This is a genomic window from Brachybacterium sp. JB7 (genome assembly GCF_003335205.1).
In the GTDB taxonomy this organism is placed as follows: Bacteria; Actinomycetota; Actinomycetes; order Actinomycetales; family Dermabacteraceae; genus Brachybacterium; species Brachybacterium alimentarium.
Window position 1 is genome coordinate 44,306 of the sequence record NZ_QPGN01000006.1, and the last position, 19,888, is coordinate 64,193.

Annotated in this window: 15 protein-coding genes and 1 pseudogene; 3 read left to right on the forward strand and 13 right to left on the reverse strand. The window is 70.3% G+C overall.

Going from position 1 to position 19,888, the window contains the following annotated elements:
- Window positions 1–96 precede the first annotated feature (96 nt).
- The 8 genes from CIK81_RS09215 to CIK81_RS09250 all read right to left on the reverse strand — a co-directional run bounded on the left by CIK81_RS09215 (window position 97) and on the right by CIK81_RS09250 (window position 8,443).
- Window positions 97–633 (reverse strand): hypothetical protein, encoded by a 537-nt coding sequence (locus tag CIK81_RS09215; RefSeq protein ID WP_241964096.1) that lies wholly within the window; start codon window positions 631–633, stop codon window positions 97–99.
- The gene (locus CIK81_RS09220; protein WP_114329287.1) at window positions 617–1,741 is read right to left on the reverse strand and encodes a glycosyltransferase family 4 protein; all 1,125 of its coding nucleotides are present in this window, start codon (window positions 1,739–1,741) and stop codon (window positions 617–619) included. Before CIK81_RS09220 ends, CIK81_RS09215 begins: the two co-directional genes overlap by 17 nt.
- Window positions 1,738–2,904, reverse strand: a complete 1,167-nt coding sequence (locus CIK81_RS09225; RefSeq protein ID WP_114329288.1) for an L-threonylcarbamoyladenylate synthase — start codon at window positions 2,902–2,904, stop codon at window positions 1,738–1,740. The genes CIK81_RS09220 and CIK81_RS09225 overlap by 4 nt, the downstream gene beginning before the upstream one ends.
- Entirely contained in the window at window positions 2,901–3,818 is a 918-nt protein-coding gene (locus tag CIK81_RS09230) for a class I SAM-dependent methyltransferase (RefSeq protein WP_114329289.1), read from the reverse strand. Before CIK81_RS09230 ends, CIK81_RS09225 begins: the two co-directional genes overlap by 4 nt.
- Window positions 3,815–4,963, reverse strand: coding sequence for a peptide chain release factor 1 (gene prfA / locus CIK81_RS09235; RefSeq protein WP_114329290.1), 1,149 nt, complete (start codon window positions 4,961–4,963; stop codon window positions 3,815–3,817). Before prfA ends, CIK81_RS09230 begins: the two co-directional genes overlap by 4 nt.
- Before the next feature lie 149 nt (window positions 4,964–5,112).
- A complete protein-coding gene (rpmE, locus tag CIK81_RS09240; protein WP_096165688.1) occupies window positions 5,113–5,322 on the reverse strand; it encodes a 50S ribosomal protein L31 in 210 nt (69 codons plus the stop codon).
- Between the two features lie 128 nt (window positions 5,323–5,450).
- The gene (locus tag CIK81_RS09245; RefSeq protein ID WP_096165689.1) at window positions 5,451–6,434 is read right to left on the reverse strand and encodes a LacI family DNA-binding transcriptional regulator; all 984 of its coding nucleotides are present in this window, start codon (window positions 6,432–6,434) and stop codon (window positions 5,451–5,453) included.
- On the reverse strand, window positions 6,431–8,443 hold the full coding sequence (locus tag CIK81_RS09250; protein WP_096165690.1) for an aldo/keto reductase: 2,013 nt from the start codon (window positions 8,441–8,443) through the stop codon (window positions 6,431–6,433). The genes CIK81_RS09245 and CIK81_RS09250 overlap by 4 nt, the downstream gene beginning before the upstream one ends.
- A gap of 571 nt (window positions 8,444–9,014) precedes the next feature.
- Between CIK81_RS09250 and CIK81_RS18865 the strand changes: the two are divergent.
- The 3 genes and pseudogenes from CIK81_RS18865 to CIK81_RS09265 form a co-directional block, all read left to right on the forward strand.
- Window positions 9,015–9,875 (forward strand): annotated as a pseudogene (locus tag CIK81_RS18865) (ABC transporter substrate-binding protein); the annotation flags it as partial.
- Window positions 9,876–10,176: 301 nt separating this feature from the next.
- Complete coding sequence (locus CIK81_RS09260; RefSeq protein WP_114329293.1) at window positions 10,177–11,151, forward strand: carbohydrate ABC transporter permease; 975 nt, start codon at window positions 10,177–10,179, stop codon at window positions 11,149–11,151.
- On the forward strand, window positions 11,148–12,041 hold the full coding sequence (locus tag CIK81_RS09265; RefSeq protein WP_114355636.1) for a carbohydrate ABC transporter permease: 894 nt from the start codon (window positions 11,148–11,150) through the stop codon (window positions 12,039–12,041). Before CIK81_RS09260 ends, CIK81_RS09265 begins: the two co-directional genes overlap by 4 nt.
- Window positions 12,042–12,162: 121 nt before the next feature.
- Here CIK81_RS09265 and rho read toward each other — a convergent pair whose 3' ends face one another.
- The 5 genes from rho to lysA form a co-directional block, all read right to left on the reverse strand.
- Window positions 12,163–14,355, reverse strand: coding sequence for a transcription termination factor Rho (gene rho / locus CIK81_RS09270; protein ID WP_096165693.1), 2,193 nt, complete (start codon window positions 14,353–14,355; stop codon window positions 12,163–12,165).
- Window positions 14,356–14,666: 311 nt separating this feature from the next.
- A complete protein-coding gene (thrB, locus tag CIK81_RS09275; protein WP_096165694.1) occupies window positions 14,667–15,581 on the reverse strand; it encodes a homoserine kinase in 915 nt (304 codons plus the stop codon).
- Window positions 15,578–16,636, reverse strand: coding sequence for a threonine synthase (gene thrC, locus CIK81_RS09280; RefSeq protein ID WP_096165695.1), 1,059 nt, complete (start codon window positions 16,634–16,636; stop codon window positions 15,578–15,580). The genes thrB and thrC overlap by 4 nt, the downstream gene beginning before the upstream one ends.
- A 5-nt stretch (window positions 16,637–16,641) precedes the next feature.
- Window positions 16,642–18,000: a homoserine dehydrogenase gene (locus CIK81_RS09285; protein ID WP_096165696.1), complete on the reverse strand. Its 1,359-nt coding sequence runs from the start codon at window positions 17,998–18,000 to the stop codon at window positions 16,642–16,644.
- Window positions 18,001–18,145: 145 nt separating this feature from the next.
- Window positions 18,146–19,558 (reverse strand): diaminopimelate decarboxylase, encoded by a 1,413-nt coding sequence (gene lysA, locus CIK81_RS09290; RefSeq protein WP_096165697.1) that lies wholly within the window; start codon window positions 19,556–19,558, stop codon window positions 18,146–18,148.
- Between the last annotated feature and the right edge of the window lie 330 nt (window positions 19,559–19,888).

The following is a 19,888-nucleotide window of genomic DNA, read 5'->3' on the forward strand; positions in this document are numbered from 1 at the left end:
TAGGCGCCTCGGGTGGTCGATCAGTGGTCGCAACCCTGCGGTTATGCACCGTGATCAGGGCTCGAGCACCTGGAAAAGCATAACAGAGTGCACTCCTCATGCATCGTCCTCGGGAGGTGCTGCGACCGGCTCCACATCCAGCGGCTGGCGTGAGCGCATCAGCAGCGTCACCTCCACCGTCACGGCGGACACTGCGCCGACCAGCAGTGCCAGTCCGATCCATCGCGTCGAGACGCTCGCGAGGTCCCGGACCACGATCAGGACGAGAATCACAATCAGCATCTTGACGGCCCAGCTGCCGAGCACGCCCGCAGCCATCGTCACGGGGGTCATCCGACGGCCGATGACGGCGATCACGAGAGTCGGCAGCACGACGACGAGGGTCAGGCCGGTGCCGATCAGGGCGCCGATGAGGGCCGGCCCGTCGGCCGTCACCGCGGCGACCGTGATCACGATCGCGTCGAGGACCAGGCCGACCACGAGTGCCAGCAGGACCGCTCGCTGCATGGCGCGGTCCCCCACGGCACGGCGGCGCCTGCGCGCCTCCGAGACGGGCGGGTCGGCGGGAGCGGCGTCGCCCCCTGCGCCGGGAGCGCCGACAGGGCGGGAGGGCTGTTCAGACTGAGGAGACATCGGAGTCCTTCCGGCGGCGCCCAGGGCGCCATCTGAGCGGGTCGAAGGTCATCAGGAGCGCGAACAGCAGTCCGCACACCCAGAAGATCACGACGGCCTGGGTGGAGAGCACGAGGGGCAGGAGCAGCCCGACGGAGATCACCACCGTCCACGTGTACATGATCAGCACGGCGTTGCGCTTCGAATGGCCCAGCCGCAGCAGTCGGTGGTGCAGGTGGGCCTTGTCGGCGTGGAAGGGCGACTTGCCCGACCCGATCCGTCGCACCACGGCCAGGGCGAAGTCCAGGAACGGGATCACCATGACCCCGATCGGCAGCAGGATCGGAAGGAACTGACCGAAGAAGTCCGCGCTCGAGAGCCGGGCGGGGTCCACCTGCCCGGTCACCGCGATCGTGCTCGCGGCCAGCAGCAGCCCCAGCAGCATCGACCCGGAGTCCCCCATGAAGATGCGGGCCCGGGTCATGTTGTGCGGGAGGAAGCCCAGACAGGCACCGATCAGCACGGCGGTGAGCAGTGCGGCGAGGGACGAGTAGTCCGTGGTCGAGGCATTGCGGGTGAGCGTGTAGGCGTAGACGAAGAACGCGGCGCCTCCGATGGCCATCACCCCGGCGGCGAGCCCGTCGAGCCCGTCGACGAAGTTCACGGCGTTCATGCACACCACCACGACGAGCACGGTGAGGATCAGGGCCGAGCGCTCCGACAGGATCGTCACTCCCCCGATGGGCAGGGACACCAGGCTCACGCCCTGCCAGGCCAGCAGCATCGCGGCGAGGATCTGCCCGGCGAGCTTCGTCATCCAGTCCAGGTCCCATTTGTCATCGGCCGCGCCGAGCAGGCACACCAGTCCTGCCGCGGCGAGGATCGCCCAGGCCTGTCGGGTGTCGGCGAAGAGACCTTCGAGGAAGGGGATGTTGCTCGCGACGACCATGGCGGCGACCACGCCGGAGAGCATCGCCAGCCCGCCCAGGCGAGGGGTGACGGCGTCGTGGACGTCACGGGCGCGCACTGCGGTCATCGCACCGGCCCGTCGGGCCAGCAGCCTCACGGCGGGAGTGACCAGATATGTCACCGCGGCGGAGACCAGCAGGATGAAGAGATAGATCCTCACCCTTCAGCGTTCTCCTCGCCGGGTCCGCCGGGGCGCCTGGGTGCGGCGGCATCGGGGTCGTCCGTGCCAGGAGCCTCGGCGGCGGGCTCCGCGGCGGCGTCGGACGCGGCGGGCGCCGGATCGGGCTGCGTCGGCGCGTTCTCCAGGGGCGATTCAGGGTCGGGGGTGGTGGAGAGCTCGACGAGGTCGGGCTCTGCCGGGAGGTCGAGCACGCCGGGGGCCTCCGCCGAGGCAGCGGGCGCAGCGGTGGCCTCGAGGGTGGACGGTTCCGCAGGATCTGCGGGATCTGCGGGATCTGCGGGATCTGCGGGATCTGCGGGGTCAGTCTCCTCCGCAGGAGCGAGGCTCGTGGCAGCTCCGGTGGCGTCGGCCTGCTCTGCGGGGTTCTGCGCCGCGGGGTCGTGCTCTGCGCCGTCCTGCTCCGTCGCCTGCTCAGAGCCCTCGGACTCTTCAGACCCCTCAGACCCTTCAGCCCCTTCTGCCTCTTCGGCGCCCTTGGCGTCCTCGGGGTCCTCGACCTCGGGAGCGGCGAAGATGTCGCCGACGGCGGCGATGATCTCCTCCTTCGTCAGGACGCCCTCACGGACGATCTCGGGGGGCTCCACCGTGGTGTCGATGATCGTGGAGCTGGTGCCGATCTTGGCGGTGCCGCCGTCGAGGTACTCCTCCACGGAGTCGCCGAGCTGGGTGGCCGCGTCGAGCACCGTGAGCGCTGCGGACTTCCCGTGGCGGTTCGCGCTGGAGACGGCGAGCGGCCCGGTGCGGCGCAGCAGCTCGAGGGCGACCTCGTCATCGGGCATGCGCAGCGCGACGGTGCCGCGGGTCTCGCCCAGGTCCCAGGTCAGGGACGGCTGGGCGCGGAGGATCAGGGTGAGCGGGCCGGGCCAGAACTCCTCGGCGAGCTGCTCGACGTAGTCCGGGACGTCCATGGCCAGCGCCAGCAGCACGGCATGGTCCCCCACCAGCACGGGCGGAGGGACATCGCGACCTCGGCCCTTGGCCTCGAGCAGGTCGGCAACGGCGTCAGGGGTGAAGGCATCGGCGCCGATGCCGTAGACGGTGTCCGTCGGCAGGACGATCAGCTTGCCGTCGCGGACGGCGTCGGTCGCCGCGGCGAGGGCCGCCTCGCGGGATTCAGGGTTCTGGGTGTCGTGCACGCTCACTGGGTCAGTCTCTCACTTCCAGGGTTAAGGTCCCCGTCCCCACGTCGCGCGATCAGGAACCGATCGCGACCGGTGAGGTCAGGGGCAGTGCTCAGAGGGTCGAATCCACCGATCTGCGCGGCGGCGTCTCGGGCGGCCGGACCCTGGACATCAGCATGCTCCATGATGAGCACGCCGCCGGGGCGCAGCAGGCGGGAGGCCCAGGAGATCACGGCACGCGGGACCTCCAGGCCGTCGCTCCCCCCGCCGAACAGTGCTCGGTGCGGATCGTGCTCGAGCACCTCGGCGTCGCGGGGCACGGCTTCGGGCGGGATGTACGGCGGGTTGGAGACGATCGCGTCGACCGGTGCCGCCGCGATCAGCTCCGCGAGGGACGAGGACGCGGAGTCTCCGAGGTCGGCCTGCAGCACTCGCCCTCGGCCGGGGCCGGCGCTCTCGAGGTTCTCCCGGGCCAGGGTGGCCGCGGCGGCATCGATCTCGACCGCGAGGACCCGGCTGCCGGGGATCTCATCGAGCACTGCGGCGCCCAGGGCGCCGCTGCCGGCGCACAGGTCCAGCACGGTGGCGAGCGGACCCTCGCTGTGCTCGCGCAGCAGGTCGATCGCGAGCTCGGTCTCCGGGCGCGGGATGAACACGCCCGGCCGCACGGCGAGCATCAGGCGGCGGAAGGGCGCCCGGCCGAGGATCAGCTGCAGGGGTTCGCGCAGCTCCCGGCGCGCGGTGAGCCTTTCGAGCTCCGCGGAGAAATCGTCCGGCAGGTCGTCGAGCATCACGAGGGGACCCTCGCAGCGGGCGGCGGCGCCGAGCAGAGCACGCGCATCGACGCTGGGCGAGGGCACGCCGGCCCGTCCCAGCCGCTGGGTGGTCTCCGACAGCGCGGTGCGCAGACGCGTGCGGGTGTCGGCGGCGCTCATCGGGTGCCGTCCTCGTCCGAGGAGCGTCGGGCGTCCTCGAGCCGAGCGGCGCGCTCCGCATCCCGGGAGGAGGCGATCAGCGCATCGAGGTCGCCCGCGAGGACATGGGCGAGGTTCCCTGCCTTGTACCCGGTGCGGTGGTCGGCCAGGCGCGACTCGGGGAAGTTGTAGGTACGGATGCGCTCACTGCGATCCACGGTGCGCACCTGAGAGCGACGGGCGGCGGCGGATTCCTGCTCCTGCTCGGCACGACGGGCATCGAGCAGACGGGTGCGCAGGATCCGCAGCGCCTGCTCGCGGTTCTGCAGCTGGCTCTTCTGGTCCTGGCAGGAGACGACCACACCCGTCGGCAGATGGGTGATGCGCACGGCGGAGTCCGTGGTGTTCACGCTCTGGCCTCCGGGACCGCTCGAGCGGAAGACGTCGATGCGCAGATTCGCGGGCGCCATCGCCTCGGCGAGCAGCTCGCCCTCGTCGGTCTCGTCGGCCTCGGGCATCACGAGCACGCCGACGGCGGAGGTGTGGATCCGGCCGGCGGATTCCGTGACCGGCACGCGCTGGACCCGGTGCACGCCAGCCTCGTGCTTGAGGTGGGCGTAGACGCCGTCGGCCGGAGCGGTCCCGGAGCGGGCGCTGATGGCGGCGGTGACGTCCTTGAAGCCGCCGAGGTCGGACTCGGCGGAGGTGAGCACCTCCACGCGCCATCCCCGGTGCTCGGCGTAGGCGCGGTACATGCGCAGCATCTCGGCGGCGAACAGCGCGGATTCCTCGCCGCCCGCCCCGGCCTTGATCTCCAGGATCACGTCGCGGGCGTCGTCGGGGTCACGAGGTGCCAGCAGGTCCTCGAGATGCTCCTGCTCCTGCTCCAGGCGGGCCCGGAGCTGCTCGGCCTCGGCGGCCAGCTCCGGGTCGTCCTCCCCCATCTCGAGCAGCTCGTGGGCGGTGGCGAGATCCGCGGAGAGGGCGGTGACCCGATCCGCGGTGGTGAGCACGGTGTCGAGCTCTGCATACCGCCTGCCCACCCGTCGGGCGCGGGCCGGGTCGTCGTGCAGCTCCGGATCCGCCATCGATTCCTGGAGCCGGGCGCGCTCGAGGCGCAGGGGATCCAAACGATCATCCTGACCGTCCGTGCTGTGCTCACTCATCTCGGCTCATCTCGGCTCCGCCCTCGCATACGACGACGCCGGTGCACGCCCTGGGGCGCGCACCGGCGTCGGAGACTGGGATCAGGCTCGCGCTCCGCAGCCTGACCTCCTGCCGAACGCGCCTTCCAGCGCGTCCGTCAGGAACTCTGTCAGGCCTTCTTGCCGTAACGGGCCTGGAAGCGTGCCACGCGGCCGCCGGTGTCGAGGATCTTCTGCTTGCCGGTGTAGAAGGGGTGGCATGCCGAGCAGACCTCGGTGCTGATCGCACCGTCCTTCTTGGTGCTGCGGGTCGTGAACGAGTTGCCGCAGGTGCAGGTCACCTGGGTCTCGACGTATGCGGGGTGGATATCAGCCTTCATGTCTCTCCTTCTCAGGGTCGCTGGGTCGGCGCCCGGCGGGCGCCGTGAACCAGAACCGACGTCACAGTCTGCCACGCGCCGCACCTCCGACGCGAGAGCTGGAGGTGCGGCGTGCGCTACATCGCCTCTCAGGTGGAGGCCCCCACCTCGAGGCGATAGGGCACCACGCGATGGGCCTCCGGCCCGGTGAGCGGCACGGAGCCGTCGAGCATCCCCTCGACCAGGGACACCGTCTCCCTCGCGACAGCTTCGATGTCGATGCTCAGCGTGGTCAGCTCCGGGGTCACCAGCGAGGCGATCTCCAGGCCGTCGATCCCCACCAGCCGCACTCCCCCGGGCACCTCGACATCCATCTCCCGCAGGGTGCGCAGCAGCCGCACGGCCAGCACGTCGTTGAAGGAGAGCAGCACATCGGCCCCGCTGGCGAGCGCCTCCTCAAGGGCGGCTCGGTGCCCCTCCCGGGGATGGATCTCCCGGACCGGCACCTCCCCGCTCTCATGGAGCTCGCTCAGGCCGGCGGCGAGAGCGAGCGCGCGGTCACCGATCGGCCCTCCCACGAGGTCGAGCACCAGCGGCCTGCGCACTCCCGCATTGCGCAGGTGCTCGACCAGCTCCGCGATCGCCTCGGCCGGTGCCAGTTCGACGACCGCGAGCTCCTCGAGCTGGTCCACGCTGCCATCGAGACGGACCACCGGCATGCCGGCAGTGCCGCGGATCCCTTCGGTCCGCACCCCGTAGCCGACGATCGCGTCGACCCGTCGGGCCAGCTCGCCGGCGACGGCCTCGGGATCCGGGGCGTGCTCGGCCTCGGCGAGCACGACGTTCCAGCCGAGCGGGGCGCAGGCGCGCACCACGGCGGCGCCGAGCTCCGCGTAGTACGCATTGGACAGGTCCATCACGACCAGGCCGAGCGTGATCGGACCCTGCTCCACCAGCCCCCGACCGAAGCGCGAGGGCCGATAGTTCAGCTCCTGCACGGCGGCGAGGACGCGCTCACGGGTGCCCGCGCTGATGCCGGACATGTCGTTCAGCGCCCTCGAGACCGTCTGCCGGGAGACCCCGGCCCGCTCGGCGACGTCGATGATGGTGGGCCTGCGCCCCGAACGGCTCACCTCGACTCGGACCGCAGGTCGAGCCAGGCGAGGTCGGCATCGCTCAGCTCCACCCCGAGACCGAGGGTCGACGAGCGCATCTCGGCGATGCTGCGCGGCCCGAACAGCGGGAACGTCGGGAACTTCTGGTGCAGCACGAAGGCCAGGGCGATCGCCGTGGCCGGGACGCCGCGCTCCGCACCGAGCGTCTCGGCCCGGGCCAGGCGCTCGAAGTTCTCGTCGCTGTAGTAGCAGCGCACGAGCTCGGCATCGGAGCGGTCCTCGGGGTGCGCGCGACCGGTGAAGAAGCCGCGTGCCTGCGAGGACCACGGCAGCAGTGCGATACCGCGCTCCTCGAGCCAGGCCTTGGAGTCGGCGTCGGTCGCGTGGACGCAGCCGGCCCACGGCACGTCCAGCGCCTCGGCGAGACCGAAGTGGTTGGACAGGATGGTGAAACCGGTGCGGCCGTTGGCGCGCGCGTACTCGTTGGCCTCGTCCACGCGGGCGGGCGTCCAGTTCGAGCCGCCGTAGGCACGGATCCGTCCGGCCTGCAGGTGCTCCTCCAGGACGTCGACGAACTCCCCGACCGGGATGTCGAGGTTGTCGCGATGCATCATGTAGAGGTCCGCGTAGTCCGTGCCCTGCCGCTCGAGGGACTCCTCCAGCTGGCGGGAGATCGACTCGGGGTCGCAGTGCGGGGTGTGGGCGCCCTTGGTGATGACGACGACGTCCTCGCGCACTCCGCGGTTCTGGACCCACTTGCCGAACAGCTTCTCGATGTAGCCGCCGCCGTAGATGTAGGCGGTGTCGAACGTGGTGCCGCCGATCTCGTAGAACGCATCGAACATCGCGGAGGCATGGGCCAGGTTCATCTGGTTGTCGCAGCCCATGACCAGGCGCGAGACCTTCTTGTCGATCCCGGGCAGCGACCCGTAGGCCATCTCGGGTCCGGTCTGCACGCTGCCGGCGACGAGGGGCCTGCCGGTGAGGGTCGGGATGTCGGCGTCATCGGCCTCGAAGGGGAACCGCAGGCCGATCTGCTCGCGCCAGAGGTCCAGCGCACGGGCCTGACCCAGTGAGTTCTCCCCGGTGACCTCGGGGACGACCTCGCCGGCGCGGGCCGCACGGGCCAGGGCGTCGGCCTCGAGCGCGTAGGCGGCCGCCGCGGGGATCTCGAGCTTCTGGGGCTGCTGGCCGACCACGTCGAGCTCGATGGTCTGCTGCTCGCCCAGGGCCCACGGGTCCGACAGGCGGATCACGCCGCGCGAACCGGTGATGGTGGCGGACTGCGGGTCGGCCAGGCGCACGCCGGTGCGCAGGCTCGCGGTGATCGCTCCGGGCAGGGTCACCTCGGCAGCGGCCCATTCGTCGACCCCGGTCTCCCCGATCGTGCCGCTGCCCTGCAGGCTCAGCGGGTCGGCGAAGGCGGCGCCCTGCGCGGCACCGGCGACGAAGCGGGCGAAGGACAGCGGGTAGCAGCCGACGTCGAGGATCCCGCCCCCGGCGAGGGCCGGGTCGAACAGGCGCCCGCTGCGGCCTCCGGTGTCGAAGGCGAAGGAGGCATCCACGTGGGTGACCTCGCCGATCGCGCCCTCGGCGACCAGCTCGAGGACCTTCACCGTCTGCGGGTGGAAGCGGTACATGTACGCCTCCAGCAGCACCTTGCCGCTGCGCTGCGCGAGATCGGTGAGCGCCATCGTGGTGCCGGAGTTCGGGGTCATCGGCTTCTCGCACAGCACGTGCTTGCCGGCCTCGAGCGCTGCGGCGGCCAGCTCGGCATGCCCGGTGTGCACGGTCGAGACGTAGACGGCGTCGACCTGATCGGACGCGAGGATCTCGTCATAGCTGCCCAGCAGTGCCGGCTCGGCGAGGGGGAACTCGTCGGCGAAGGCGCGGGCACGCTCCGGGGAGCTGCTGCCGACGGCGACCAGCACGCCGTCCTGCGAGGAGGGCAGCTGGGAGGCGAAGCGGCGGGCGATGCCGCCCGGGCCGAGGACAGCCCAGCGGAACGGGGTGGAGGAAGTGCTCATGGAGACGTCGTCGTCCTTCGAAGTCGGGATCGGGAGGGCGGACCAGCAGGAAGGGCGGGCCGAGGCCTGCCACCGCCATGTCGTGAACGTTCACGACATGACCACGTTAGCCCCTTCGCGACCGGAAGGACAAGTGCGGCCGTTCCGATGTCCCCAGATCCCACCCCGCTCACCGCGACCGTCGCCGCGATGGTCGCCTCGGCGACCCCGACAGCGACAGAGACAGCGATGGGATGGCGATGGGGGCGGGGGCGAGGACGGGGACGAGGGCGGTCGCTGCGGCACTCGCCCCCGCTTCGCCGCCCGGGCGTCCGCGCTGCAGCGCACCGTTGACGCACCCACGTCGCGCTGACATGATCTGCGTCACCCGGGAACGTTCACGGTTCGCTCTGCCGCTCAACGAGGAGACTGCATGACCACCCCGACCGCTCGACGCCCCCTCGGGGCGATGTCGCCACCTCACCGTCCGTCCCGCCGCTCCCTCCTGCTCGCGGCCGGGCTCGCGCCTGCTGCGGGACTGGCCGGGTGCGGCTCCGCTCCCACCATCTCCGACGATCCAGACGAGCTGGTCATGTGGTACTGGAACCGTGCCGCCAGCCCTTCCCTGCTCGAGAAGGCGGCCAGCCGGATACCGGGCACCGATCGTCACGTCCGGGCGGACGTCATCGGCACCAGCTTCGACACCAAGCTGCGCACGAGCCTGGCCGGGAACGCGTACATCCCTGACATCACCTACATCAACTCCAACAACGCCCTCTACTTCACCAACGAGGACCAGTTCCTGGACCTCGCTGAACTCGGCGCCGACTCCGTGAAGGACGACTTCTACGAATGGAAGTGGAACCTCGGCACCACCCCGACGGGCCGCTTCTGCTTCTTCCCCCTGGACATCGGCCCCACCGGCTTCTTCTACCGCCAGGACATCTTCGAGGACGCCGGTCTGCCCAGCTCGCCGGAGGAGGTCGCGGCGGCGGTCACCACTTGGGAGGACTGGATCTCCCTGGGCGCGGAGCTCAAGGCAGCCGCCGACAGCTTCTTCGTCAACGACGCGCAGGCGATCTACGAAGGCGTCCTCAACTCCAGCCCGGAACGCTACTTCGACGCCGACGACACCCCTCTGTACACGATACCCGGCAGCGCCGTCCGCCAGGCCTGGGACATCACCGCCGCCGCGATCGACGCCGGCATCACGGCCAAGATCCCTCGCGATCGCGGCACCGATCAGAACGCCGCCTGGGCGAGCGGCCGCACCGCGGGGAACATCGGCGCCGCCTGGTGGTCCCAGATCCTCGAGGAATCGGCCCCGGAGACCGCGGGGACCTGGAGACTCGCAGCCCAGCCGGTCCGCCCGGGGAACAACGGGGGCTCCTTCGCCGCGCTCCCCCGCACCTGCAAGGATCCAGAAGCGGCTCTCGCGTTCCTCACCTGGATCAACTCACCGGAGAACCAGGCCACAGCGTACGAGGACGTGCAGCATTCCCCTCCACCCCCGACTCCTTCTCCCAGCTCACCTACGGCGGTGATTTCTTCGGGGACCAGGATCCGCTGGACTTCTTCTCCACCGCCGCGGAATCCGTCCCCGAATCGTTCATCAGCACCTGGGAGACGATCATCGGCGGCTTCTTCACCGCCGAGATCACCGAGGTCGAGACGTCGGGCAAGGATCCCGAGCGCGCCTGGGACGATGCGGTCGCGCAGTCGCAGAAGGTCCTCGCCAAGCGAGGTGTCGAGGTATGAGCGCCATAGCTCCCGAGCACCCCAGCGCCGCGGAACGCGACCCTCGAGCACGCCGGAGGAAGAAGCTGCGCGAGGTGCTGCCGCTGTACGTGGCGATCTCGCCGTTCTATCTCCTGTTCGCCGTCTTCGGGCTGTTCCCGATCCTCTTCTCCATCGTCCTGTCCCTCACCGATTGGGACGGGATGGGAGACATCTCCTTCGTGGGGCTGGCGCAGTACCAGTTCCTGCTCGCGGACGGCCGCTTCTGGAACGCGGTGGGGAACACGTTCATCATCTGGTTCCTGTCCACGGTCCCCACGCTGTTCCTCGCGATGGTGATCGCGTTCCTGCTGCACCAGAACATCCGGTTCACGAAGTTCTATCGGGTGGCGTTCTTCCTGCCGAACGTCACCTCGATGGTGGCGATGGCGATCGTGTTCGGCTCGGTCTTCTCCGACACCTTCGGGCTCGTGAACTCAGCGCTCACGGCGCTGGGCCTGGACACGGTTCCGTGGCTCTCCAGCCCCTGGGGCATCAAGCTCACGATCGCGATGATGGTGATCTGGCGGTTCACCGGCTACAACGCGATCATCTATCTCGCCGGGCTGCAGTCCATCCCGACGGACATGTACGACGCCGCGAAGGTCGACGGGGCCAGCATGCGCCAGGTGTTCTTCCGGATCACGGTGCCGATGCTGCGACCGATCATCCTGTTCACCGTCATCACCTCCACCATCGGCGGCTTGAGTCTGTTCACCGAGCCGCAGGTGCTCCTGGGCAACAGCGGCGGCGCCGGCGAGGCCGGCATGACGATCGTGCTCTACCAGTACAACCAGGCGTTCACCCAGTTCGACTTCGGCTACGGATCCGCGATCGCGTGGGCGCTGTTCCTGATCGCCGCGGTGTTCGCGATCATCAACTGGCGCCTGGTCTCCGGACGCGGTGACGACGCCGCACCCCGCATCTCCCGGAAGAAGGAGGCACGACGATGACCGCCCTGGCACCGATCCCGCCGAAGAGCTCGGTGGATGAGCAGCCCCGGAACCGGCATTACGTCGCCCGTGGTCGTGTCTCGACGATCGTCACCCATCTGTGCGTGATCATCGGAGTGCTCCTGTCGATCTTCCCGTTCTACTGGCTGATCGTCATGTCCACCTCGACCACCGGGGAGATCTTCGGATATCCGCCCAAGCTCACCTTCGGCTCGAGCTTCCTGGAGAACGCCCGCAACGTCGTCTCCAGCGTGGATCTGCTGCAGGCGCTCGTGAACACGATCATCGTCTCCACCTTGTGCGCGGTGCTGGTGATGTTCTTCGACTCCCTGGCCGCCTTCGCGTTCGCGAAGTTCGACTTCCCGGGGAGGAAATGGCTGTTCGTGCTGCTGATCGCCACGATGCTGGTGCCCGGCAGCCTGTCCCTGGTGCCGAGCTTCATCCTCATGTCCGCACTGGGCTGGGTCGGGACGCTCCAGGCGCTGATCGTGCCGGGCGCGGCGAACGCCTTCGGGATCTTCCTGCTGCGGCAGATGGCGGCGGGATCGATCCCCGATGAACTCGTGGAATCCGCGCGTATCGACGGAGCCGGGTTCTTCACCACCTATTGGCGTGTGGGCGTGCCGCTGCTGCGCGGCGGCCTCGCCTTCCTGGGCATCTTCACCTTCATCGCCGCGTGGAACGACTACGTGTGGCCGCTGATCGTGCTGGTCGATCCGGATCGCCAGACCCTGCAGACCTCGCTGCAGAACCTCAACTCCGTCTACCTGACCGATTACGGGATGGTCATGGCAGGCGCTCTGATCAGCGTGATCCCGCTGATCGGCGTGTTCATCATCGGGTCACGGCACTTCATCGCGAACATCGCCGCGGGCGCGATCAAGGGCTGAACCGCCGACGGCACCGCTGCCGACGAAGAACGCAGGACAACGCAGGACGGGGCGCCTCCCCGGTGGGAGGCGCCCCGTCCGTGCGTCGGCATGATGCTGCGCTGCGCGAGCGCGCTGCCGATCAGTCCGCGGTGCGACCGTTCACGCTGGGCGTGTTCTTCTGCACCGTCATGAGGAACTCGGTGTTGGACTGCGTCTTCTTCACGCGCTCCATGAGGAGCTCGAGCGCCTGCTGCTGCTCGAGGGACCCGAGCACACGGCGGAGCTTCCACATGATGGCCAGCTCCTCCTTGCCCATGAGAGCCTCCTCGCGGCGGGTGCCGGAGGCGTTGACGTCCACCGCCGGGAAGATCCGCTTGTCGGCAAGGTTGCGCGAGAGACGCAGCTCCATGTTGCCGGTGCCCTTGAACTCCTCGAAGATGACCTCGTCCATCTTGGAGCCGGTCTCCACCAGCGCGGAGGCCAGGATGGTGAGCGAGCCGCCGTGCTCGATGTTGCGGGCAGCACCGAAGAACCGCTTGGGCGGGTAGAGCGCAGAAGCGTCCACACCACCAGAGAGGATGCGGCCCGACGCCGGCGCGGCGAGGTTGTAGGCACGGGACAGGCGCGTGAGCGAGTCCAGCAGCACGACGACGTCGCGGCCCATCTCGACCAGACGCTTGGCCCGCTCGATGGCGAGCTCGGCGACGATCGTGTGATCCGAGGCAGGGCGGTCGAAGGTCGAGGCGATGACCTCGCCCTTGACCGTGCGCTGCATGTCGGTGACTTCCTCGGGACGCTCATCGACCAGCACCACCATGAGGTGGACCTCGGGATTGTTCGTGGTGATCGCGTTCGCGATCTGCTGCATGATGATCGTCTTGCCGGCCTTCGGGGGCGCGACGATCAGGCCGCGCTGGCCCTTGCCGATCGGGGAGACGAGATCGATGATGCGCGGGGCCACGGCGTTCGGCGCCGTCTCCAGGCGGAGGCGGTCGTCCGGGTACAGCGGGGTGAGCTTGCTGAAGTCCACGCGCGAGCGCGCCCGGTCCTGCGGCATGCCGTTGACCGTGTCCACCTGGACCAGTGCCGCGTACTTGTTCTGGTTGTTGCCGCCGCCCTTGCCACGACGGTTGCGCCCGCCACCATGGTGCTGCTGCTCGACGTGGTGGTCGTCGCCGTCGCGCGGGGCCTTCACCTGACCGGTGATGGCGTCGCCCTTGCGCAGTCCGCCGCGCTTGACCTGGTTCATGGTCACGTACACGTCGCTGGGGCCGGGCAGGTAGCCGGTGGTGCGGATGTAGGCGTTGTTGTCCCGGACGTCCAGGATGCCGGCGACGGTCATCAGCTCGTCGCTGTCGCGCGAATCGGACTCGTCACGCTGGCCCCCCTGGTTGCCCTGGTTGCCCTGGTTGCCGGAGCCGCCCTGGTTCCCGGAGCTGTTCTGACCACCCTGGTCACCGCGGTCACCACGGTCACCGCGGCCGCGCCGCTTGCGATCGCGGGAGCGGTTGCGGCTGCGCGAACGGCCCCGACGATCATCGTCGTCATCGTCGCCGTGCCCCTGGCCCTGGTCGTCGTTCTCGCCGGAGCGATCGGGCAGCTCGATGTCCTCGAGTCGGCGGCGCTGGCCGCGCCCGCCCTGCCGATCCCGTCCCTGACCGCTGCGATCGCCCTCGCGGTCGTCGTCCTGACGCTCCGAGCTGCCCCGGCGGGAGTCGTCCCGCCGGCCCGAGCCGGTGTCGTCGCGACGGCTCTCCGCACCGCGGCTCTCGTCGCGGCGGTTCTCGTCACGGTGGTCGTCCCCACCGCGGCTCTCGTCGCGGCGGCCCTCATCGCGGCGGTCGTCCCCACCGCGGCTCTGCTCACGACGGTTCTCGGCGCGACCGGTGTCGTCGCTCCGGGGACTGTCCGAGACCTGGTCTGCTCGACGGGACTCGGAGCTGCGGTCGGGCAGCTCGAGGCCGAGGTCGGGCGTGCTGCTGGCGCCCTGCTCACGGGTCGCGGCGCGGGAGCGTCCGCGGGTGCGGGTCCGCTCGCCGTCGGTGGAGGCGGACTGCGTGCGATCGGACGAGGCGCGATCAGACTGCGTGCGCTCTGCCGCAGGAGCCTGCGCTGGTGCGCTGTCCTGCTGCGGGGCCGCGTCCGGGGCCGGGGCCTGTGCCTGGGAGGTCGCCGCGGTGGGAGCCTGCGATGCTCCACCCCCGCGGATGGCCTCGATCAGCTCGCCCTTGCGCAGGCGCCGAGCGCCCTTGATGCCGAGATCGGCCGCGAGGGCCTGCAGCTCGGGAAGCTTCTTCGCCGCGAGATCCGCGCCGGAGGTGGAGTCGTTCACCCGGGTTCCTTCCTGTCGAACCGATCGGAGCCGGTTCTGTTCTGGTCTGGGTGCCGCTGGGGGCAGGGGACCTGGGTCCGGGTGCTTCAGCGGCTTTCCGAGCAAGGTGACGCCATGGTGCAGGGCACCGATGGTCGGCCTGCTGGTGTGCTTCGGGGTGCGTCAGCGTCTCTGCAAGTCCTGCTCGGCACGACGTGCGCGGAGCGCAGGGTCATACGGGACGCTGATCAGGGAGATGCATCGGGACACGGATCCTGCACACACGATCTGCTGCAGAATTCGCCATCGGACGATGTCGCCTGGACGCAGGCTCAACCTACCACAGGGGCGGCAGCGCTCTCACGCAGCGGCACCTGGGCGATCCGCCACTCCGCGGGATCGGACACGATGCGACGCACCAGCGGTGCGACCTCGGAACGTCGGCCGGAGAGCACGAGCAGCGAGGGCCCCGCGCCCGAGATGACCGCCGGGAGGCCCTCCTGGCGCAGCACGCGCATGAGCTCCACGCTCTGGGGCATGCCGGGGGCCCGCTGCTCCTGGTGCAGTCGATCCTCGGTGGCCTCCATGAGCAGCTCCGGCGAGCCGGACAGCGCGTGGACCAGCAGACCCGTCCGCGCCGCATTGAAGACGGCGTCGGCGTGCGGGACCTCCGCGGGCAGCAGGCCGCGCGCGCGGTGGGTGGACAGGGTGGTCGAGGGCAGCAGCACGAGCGGGTCCAGCACGCCGGGGGCGTGGGCGAGCGGGGCCGCGCGGGCCGCCCCGTCCGTCATCCAGGACAGCACCACTCCTCCATACAGGGCGGGCGCGGCGTTGTCCGGGTGCCCCTCGAACTCGGTGGCCAGCTGCAGCACCTGGGTGTCGTCGAGCGCCTCGGGTTCGGAGAGCAGCCCGCGGGCCAGCAGCAGGCCGGCGATCGTCGCCGCAGCGCTGGAGCCCATGCCCCGCCCGTGCGGGATGCGATTCACGGTGCGCAGGCGGATGCCTATCTGCGGTGCCCCGGCGTGATCCAGACCGCGCCGCAGCGCCCGCACCACGAGGTGGTCCTCCCCCGTCGGCACCGAGTCCGCACCCTCGCCCTCGGCGAGCACCTCGATCCCCCCGGTGGTCGCCTCGAGCTCCAGGGAGTCGCAGAGGCCGAGCGCGAGCCCGAGGGTGTCGAAGCCCGGGCCGAGGTTCGCGGACGTCGCCGGCACCTGCACCGAGACCCGGGTGTGCTGGATCCTCACAGGCCGATGGCCTCCGCGGCGGCGGCGATGTCCACGGGGATCACCGTCGGCGTCATGTCCCGCTGGGACAGGGCCGTGTCGATGTCCTTCAGACCGTTCCCGGTCACCGTGATCGAGATGGTGGCTCCGGCGGGGACCAGCCCGCGCTCGGCCTGCTGCAGCAGCCCGGCCACGCCGGCGGCGGAGGCGGGTTCGACGAAGATCCCTACCTCACCGGCGAGCAGGCGCTGGGCATCGAGGATCTGCTGATCCGAGACGGCGTCGATGAGACCGCCGGAGTCGTCGCGCGCGGAGACCGCGAGATGCCAGGAGGCGGGGGCGCCGATCCGGATCGCGGTGGCCACGGTCTCGGGCTCGCTGATCGGGTGGCCGGCCACGAACGGCGCGGCACCGGCGGCCTGGAAGCCCCACATGGCCGGCAGGGAGTCGGTGACCCCGGCCTCGTGGTATTCGCGGTAGCCCATCCAGTAGGCGGAGATGTTCCCGGCGTTGCCGACGGGCAGGATGTGGATGTCCGGTGCCCGCCCGAGGGCGTCGCACACCTCGAAGGCACCGGTCTTCTGGCCCTGCAGGCGGTACGGGTTCACCGAGTTCACGAGTTCGACGGGATGCTCCGCGTCGAGCTTGCGGGCGATCTCGAGGCAGTCGTCGAAGTTGCCCTGCACCTGGATGAGCTGGGCTCCGTGCACCACGGCCTGGGCGAGCTTGCCCGCGGCGATCTTGCCCTCGGGCAGCAGCACGGCGCAGGTCAGGCCCGCCGCGGTGGCGTATGCCGCGGCCGAGGCGCTGGTGTTCCCCGTCGACGCGCAGACCACGGCGGTCGCGCCGTCGTTGACGGCCTTGGACATGGCCGCGACCATGCCGCGGTCCTTGAACGAGCCGGTGGGGTTCTGCCCCTCGACCTTGATGTGGACCTCCGCTCCGACGCGCTCGGAGAGCGCCGGTGCGGCGACCAGCGGAGTGCCGCCCTCCCCCAGCGAGAGCAGGGTGTCGCCCTCGGCGAAGGGAAGATGATCGCGATATTCGGCGAGGACGCCGCGCCACTGATGGGCCATGGGGGTCATTCTCCTTCGATACGGAGGACGGAATCGATGCTCAGCACGGTCGCGGTCGACGAGAACACGTCCAGGGACGCGGTCATCGCGGACTCCAGCGCACGGTGGGTGCTGATGCCGATGTGCGCCAACGACTTCTCCCCACCGTCCTCGGACTGGTCGATCAGCTCCTGATGGATGGTCGAGATGGAGATGCCGTACCCGGAGAGGGTTCCGGCGATCTCGGCGAGCACACCGGGTCGGTCCTGCACGGTGAGCGAGATGTAGAAGGCGTTGCGCAGATCGTCCAGCGGGATCTGCTCCAGCTCGGCGTAGCGCGACTCCCGCGGGCCGACGCCTCCGCGCACCCGCTGGCGCGCGGCGGAGACCAGGTCGCCGAGGATCGCCGAGGCGGTGGGAGCGCCCCCGGCGCCCTGCCCGTAGAACATGAGCGATCCGGCGGCATCCGCCTCGATGAAGACCGCGTTGTAGGCCTCGGAGACCGAGGACAGCGGGTGGCTGTCCGGGATCAGCGCCGGGTAGACACGGGCCGAGATCCGCTCGCCGGTCTCGTCCCGGACGCGCTCGACGATCGAGAGCAGCTTGATCGTGCGCCCCATCCGGCCGGCGGCCGCGATGTCCTGCGCGGAGACCTCGGTGATGCCCTCGCAGTGCACGTCGCCCAGTCGCACGCGGGAGTGGAAGGCGAGGGAGGCCAGGATCGAGGCCTTCGCCGCGGCGTCGTGCCCCTGCACGTCGGCCGTCGGGTCCGCTTCCGCGTAGCCGAGCTCCTGAGCGTCGGCGAGCGCCTCGTCGAAGCTGGCCCCGGTGCGCGTCATCGCGTCGAGGATGTAGTTGGTGGTGCCGTTGACGATGCCCAGCACGCGCTGGATCCGGTCACCGGCGAGGGACTCCCGGACCGGGCGCACCAGCGGGATGGCTCCGGCGACCGCGGCTTCGAAGTACAGGTCCACGCCGTGGGTGTCGGCCGCCTCGTAGAGCGTCGGCCCGTCCTGGGCGAGCAGGGCCTTGTTGGCGGTCACGACGCTCGCGCCGTGCGCCATGGCGTCCAGCAGCAGGGTGCGCGCCGGCTCGATGCCTCCCATCACCTCGATGACCAGGTCCGCTTCGCGCACGAGCGCTGCGGGATCGGTGGTGAGCAGGTCGGCGGGGACGTGCTCGCCGCGGTCGCGGGTGAGGTCCCGGACGGAGACCCCGATCACCTCCAGACGACCGCCGATGCGGTGCGCGAGGTCCTCTCCCTGCTGAGCGATCAGCCGCAGGACCTCGGTGCCGACGGTGCCGGCGCCGAGCACGGCGACGCGCAGCACCGGAAGGTCCGGGGAGGCGGGGGGCAGCGGGCTGCCGGGTGACGACTGTGACATGTGCGAGGTGGTCCTTCCACACGGTCCGACGGGGTGGCCGGGGGCGGGCTCTCGAACTGTATCCGAGGAGCCTCCCCCTTCGTGACCGACGATGAACGTAGATGACCTGCGGTCGCTCAATGCGACGGAGGGGTCGGGCAGGGGGTCATCCCAGGTCGAGACCGAGCAGGTCCTCCTCGGTCTCACGACGCATCAGCGTGCGGATCTCCCCGCCCTGCACCGCGACGACCGGCGGCCGCGGGACGTGGTTGTAGTTCGAGGCCAGCGAGTAGCAGTAGGCACCCGTGACCGGCACCGAGATCAGGTCCCCGCGCTCCACGTCGGAGGGGAGGTACTCGTCCTTGACGACGATGTCCCCGCTCTCGCAGTGCTTGCCGACCACGCGCACCACCTCGGGCGCGGCGTCGGAGACGCGGCCGGTGAGCAGGCACGAGTAGTCCGCGTCGTAGAGCGCGGTGCGGACGTTGTCGCTCATTCCGCCGTCCACCGAGACGTAGACCCGGTGGTGGGGCCCGCCCAACCGCACGTCCTTGACGGTGCCCACGGTGTAGAGCGTCTGGGTGGAGGGGCCGGCGATCGCCCGCCCGGGCTCGAAGGAGACGTGCGGGACCTCGAGGTCGAGCTCGTGGCACTGCTTCTCGACGATGCCGGCGATGCCCGTGGCGAGCGCTTCCGGGGAGGCCGGGGTGTGCTGGGTGTTGTACATGACGCCGAACCCGCCGCCCAGGTCGAGCTGGTCGATGGTGTGGCCGAGTTCGGTCCTCACCTGGGCGACCAGGTCGAGCACACGGCGGGCCGCGACCTCGAAGCCGCCGACGTCGAAGATCTGGGAGCCGATGTGGGAGTGCAGTCCGACCAGCTCCAGGCGGGGCGCCTCGAGCACGCGGCGCACGGCCTCGAAGGCGGCGCCGCCAGTGAGCGAGAGCCCGAACTTCTGGTCCTCGTGGGCGGTGGCGATGAATTCATGGGTGTGGGCCTCGACGCCGGTGGTCACGCGCAGCATGACGGCGGCGCGGGTGCCCAGCTCGGCGGCGACGGCGTCGACCTGGCCGATCTCGTCCAGGGAGTCCACGACGATCCGGCCCACCCCGGCCTCGAGGGCACGGCGGATCTCGGCGTCGGACTTGTTGTTCCCGTGCAGGGCGATGCGCGCGGCCGGGAAGCCGGCGCGCAGGGCGACGGCGAGCTCGCCGCCGGTGCACACGTCCAGTCCGAGCCCGTCCTCCTGGACCCAGCGGGCCACCGCTCCGCAGAGGAAGGCCTTGCCGGCGTAGTAGACGTCGGCCCCCGCGAGTGGGCGGAAGGCGTCGGTGAAGGCGTCCCGGAAGGAGCGGGCACGGGAGCGGAAGTCGTCCTCGTCCAGCACGAAGGCGGGGGTGCCGACCTCCTCGGCGATGCGGCGCACGTCGACGCCGCCCACCTCGACCGCGCCATCGCTGCCGCGCCGGGTCGTGCTCGACCACAGCCCGTCGATGAGGGTGTTGACGTCCTCGGGATACGGGAGCCAGGTGGGGGCGGCGTCGTTTCCGTGGAGGGCTCCGGCCTCATGGGCGCGCATGTCTGCTCCTGGGGGTGGGTTCTCGGGTACGGCGGGGGTCCTGCAGAGTCGTGCGTCGTGCGTCGTCCGTCATGCGCAGTGCGTCGTGCGTCATGCGCAGTGCGCAGTGCGTGCAGCGGTCCTGGGACCCGCCCGGGGATCGCCTCCGGCGGACGGCGCGACCACGACGCCCCACGACCCTAGACGGGGCGCGCCGCCGGCCGGAGCGCCGTCCGCTCCGCGATCAGGGAGCCTCGGGTCCGACCGCCACCGACCGAGCGGCCCGGGCACCGTCGATACTGGTCAGACGGCCTGGTGGGCGCGATGTTCGCGCGCCGCCCCGGACAGCGG

Bases quoted from the DNA above. Each gene is read 5' to 3' on its own strand.
- CIK81_RS09285 (WP_096165696.1), bottom strand. From the start codon at position 18,000: ATGTCACAGTCGTCACCCGGCAGCCCGCTGCCCCCCGCCTCCCCGGAC.
- lysA (WP_096165697.1), bottom strand. From the start codon at position 19,558: ATGCGCGCCCATGAGGCCGGAGCCCTCCACGGAAACGACGCCGCCCCC.
- CIK81_RS09230 (WP_114329289.1), bottom strand. From the start codon at position 3,818: ATGAGCGCCGCCGACACCCGCACGCGTCTGCGCACCGCGCTGTCGGAG.
- CIK81_RS09215 (WP_241964096.1), bottom strand. From the start codon at position 633: ATGTCTCCTCAGTCTGAACAGCCCTCCCGCCCTGTCGGCGCTCCCGGC.
- thrC (WP_096165695.1), bottom strand. From the start codon at position 16,636: ATGGCCCATCAGTGGCGCGGCGTCCTCGCCGAATATCGCGATCATCTT.
- prfA (WP_114329290.1), bottom strand. From the start codon at position 4,963: ATGAGTGAGCACAGCACGGACGGTCAGGATGATCGTTTGGATCCCCTG.
- CIK81_RS09250 (WP_096165690.1), bottom strand. From the start codon at position 8,443: ATGAGCACTTCCTCCACCCCGTTCCGCTGGGCTGTCCTCGGCCCGGGC.
- CIK81_RS09260 (WP_114329293.1), top strand. From the start codon at position 10,177: ATGAGCGCCATAGCTCCCGAGCACCCCAGCGCCGCGGAACGCGACCCT.
- CIK81_RS09265 (WP_114355636.1), top strand. From the start codon at position 11,148: ATGACCGCCCTGGCACCGATCCCGCCGAAGAGCTCGGTGGATGAGCAG.
- rpmE (WP_096165688.1), bottom strand. From the start codon at position 5,322: ATGAAGGCTGATATCCACCCCGCATACGTCGAGACCCAGGTGACCTGC.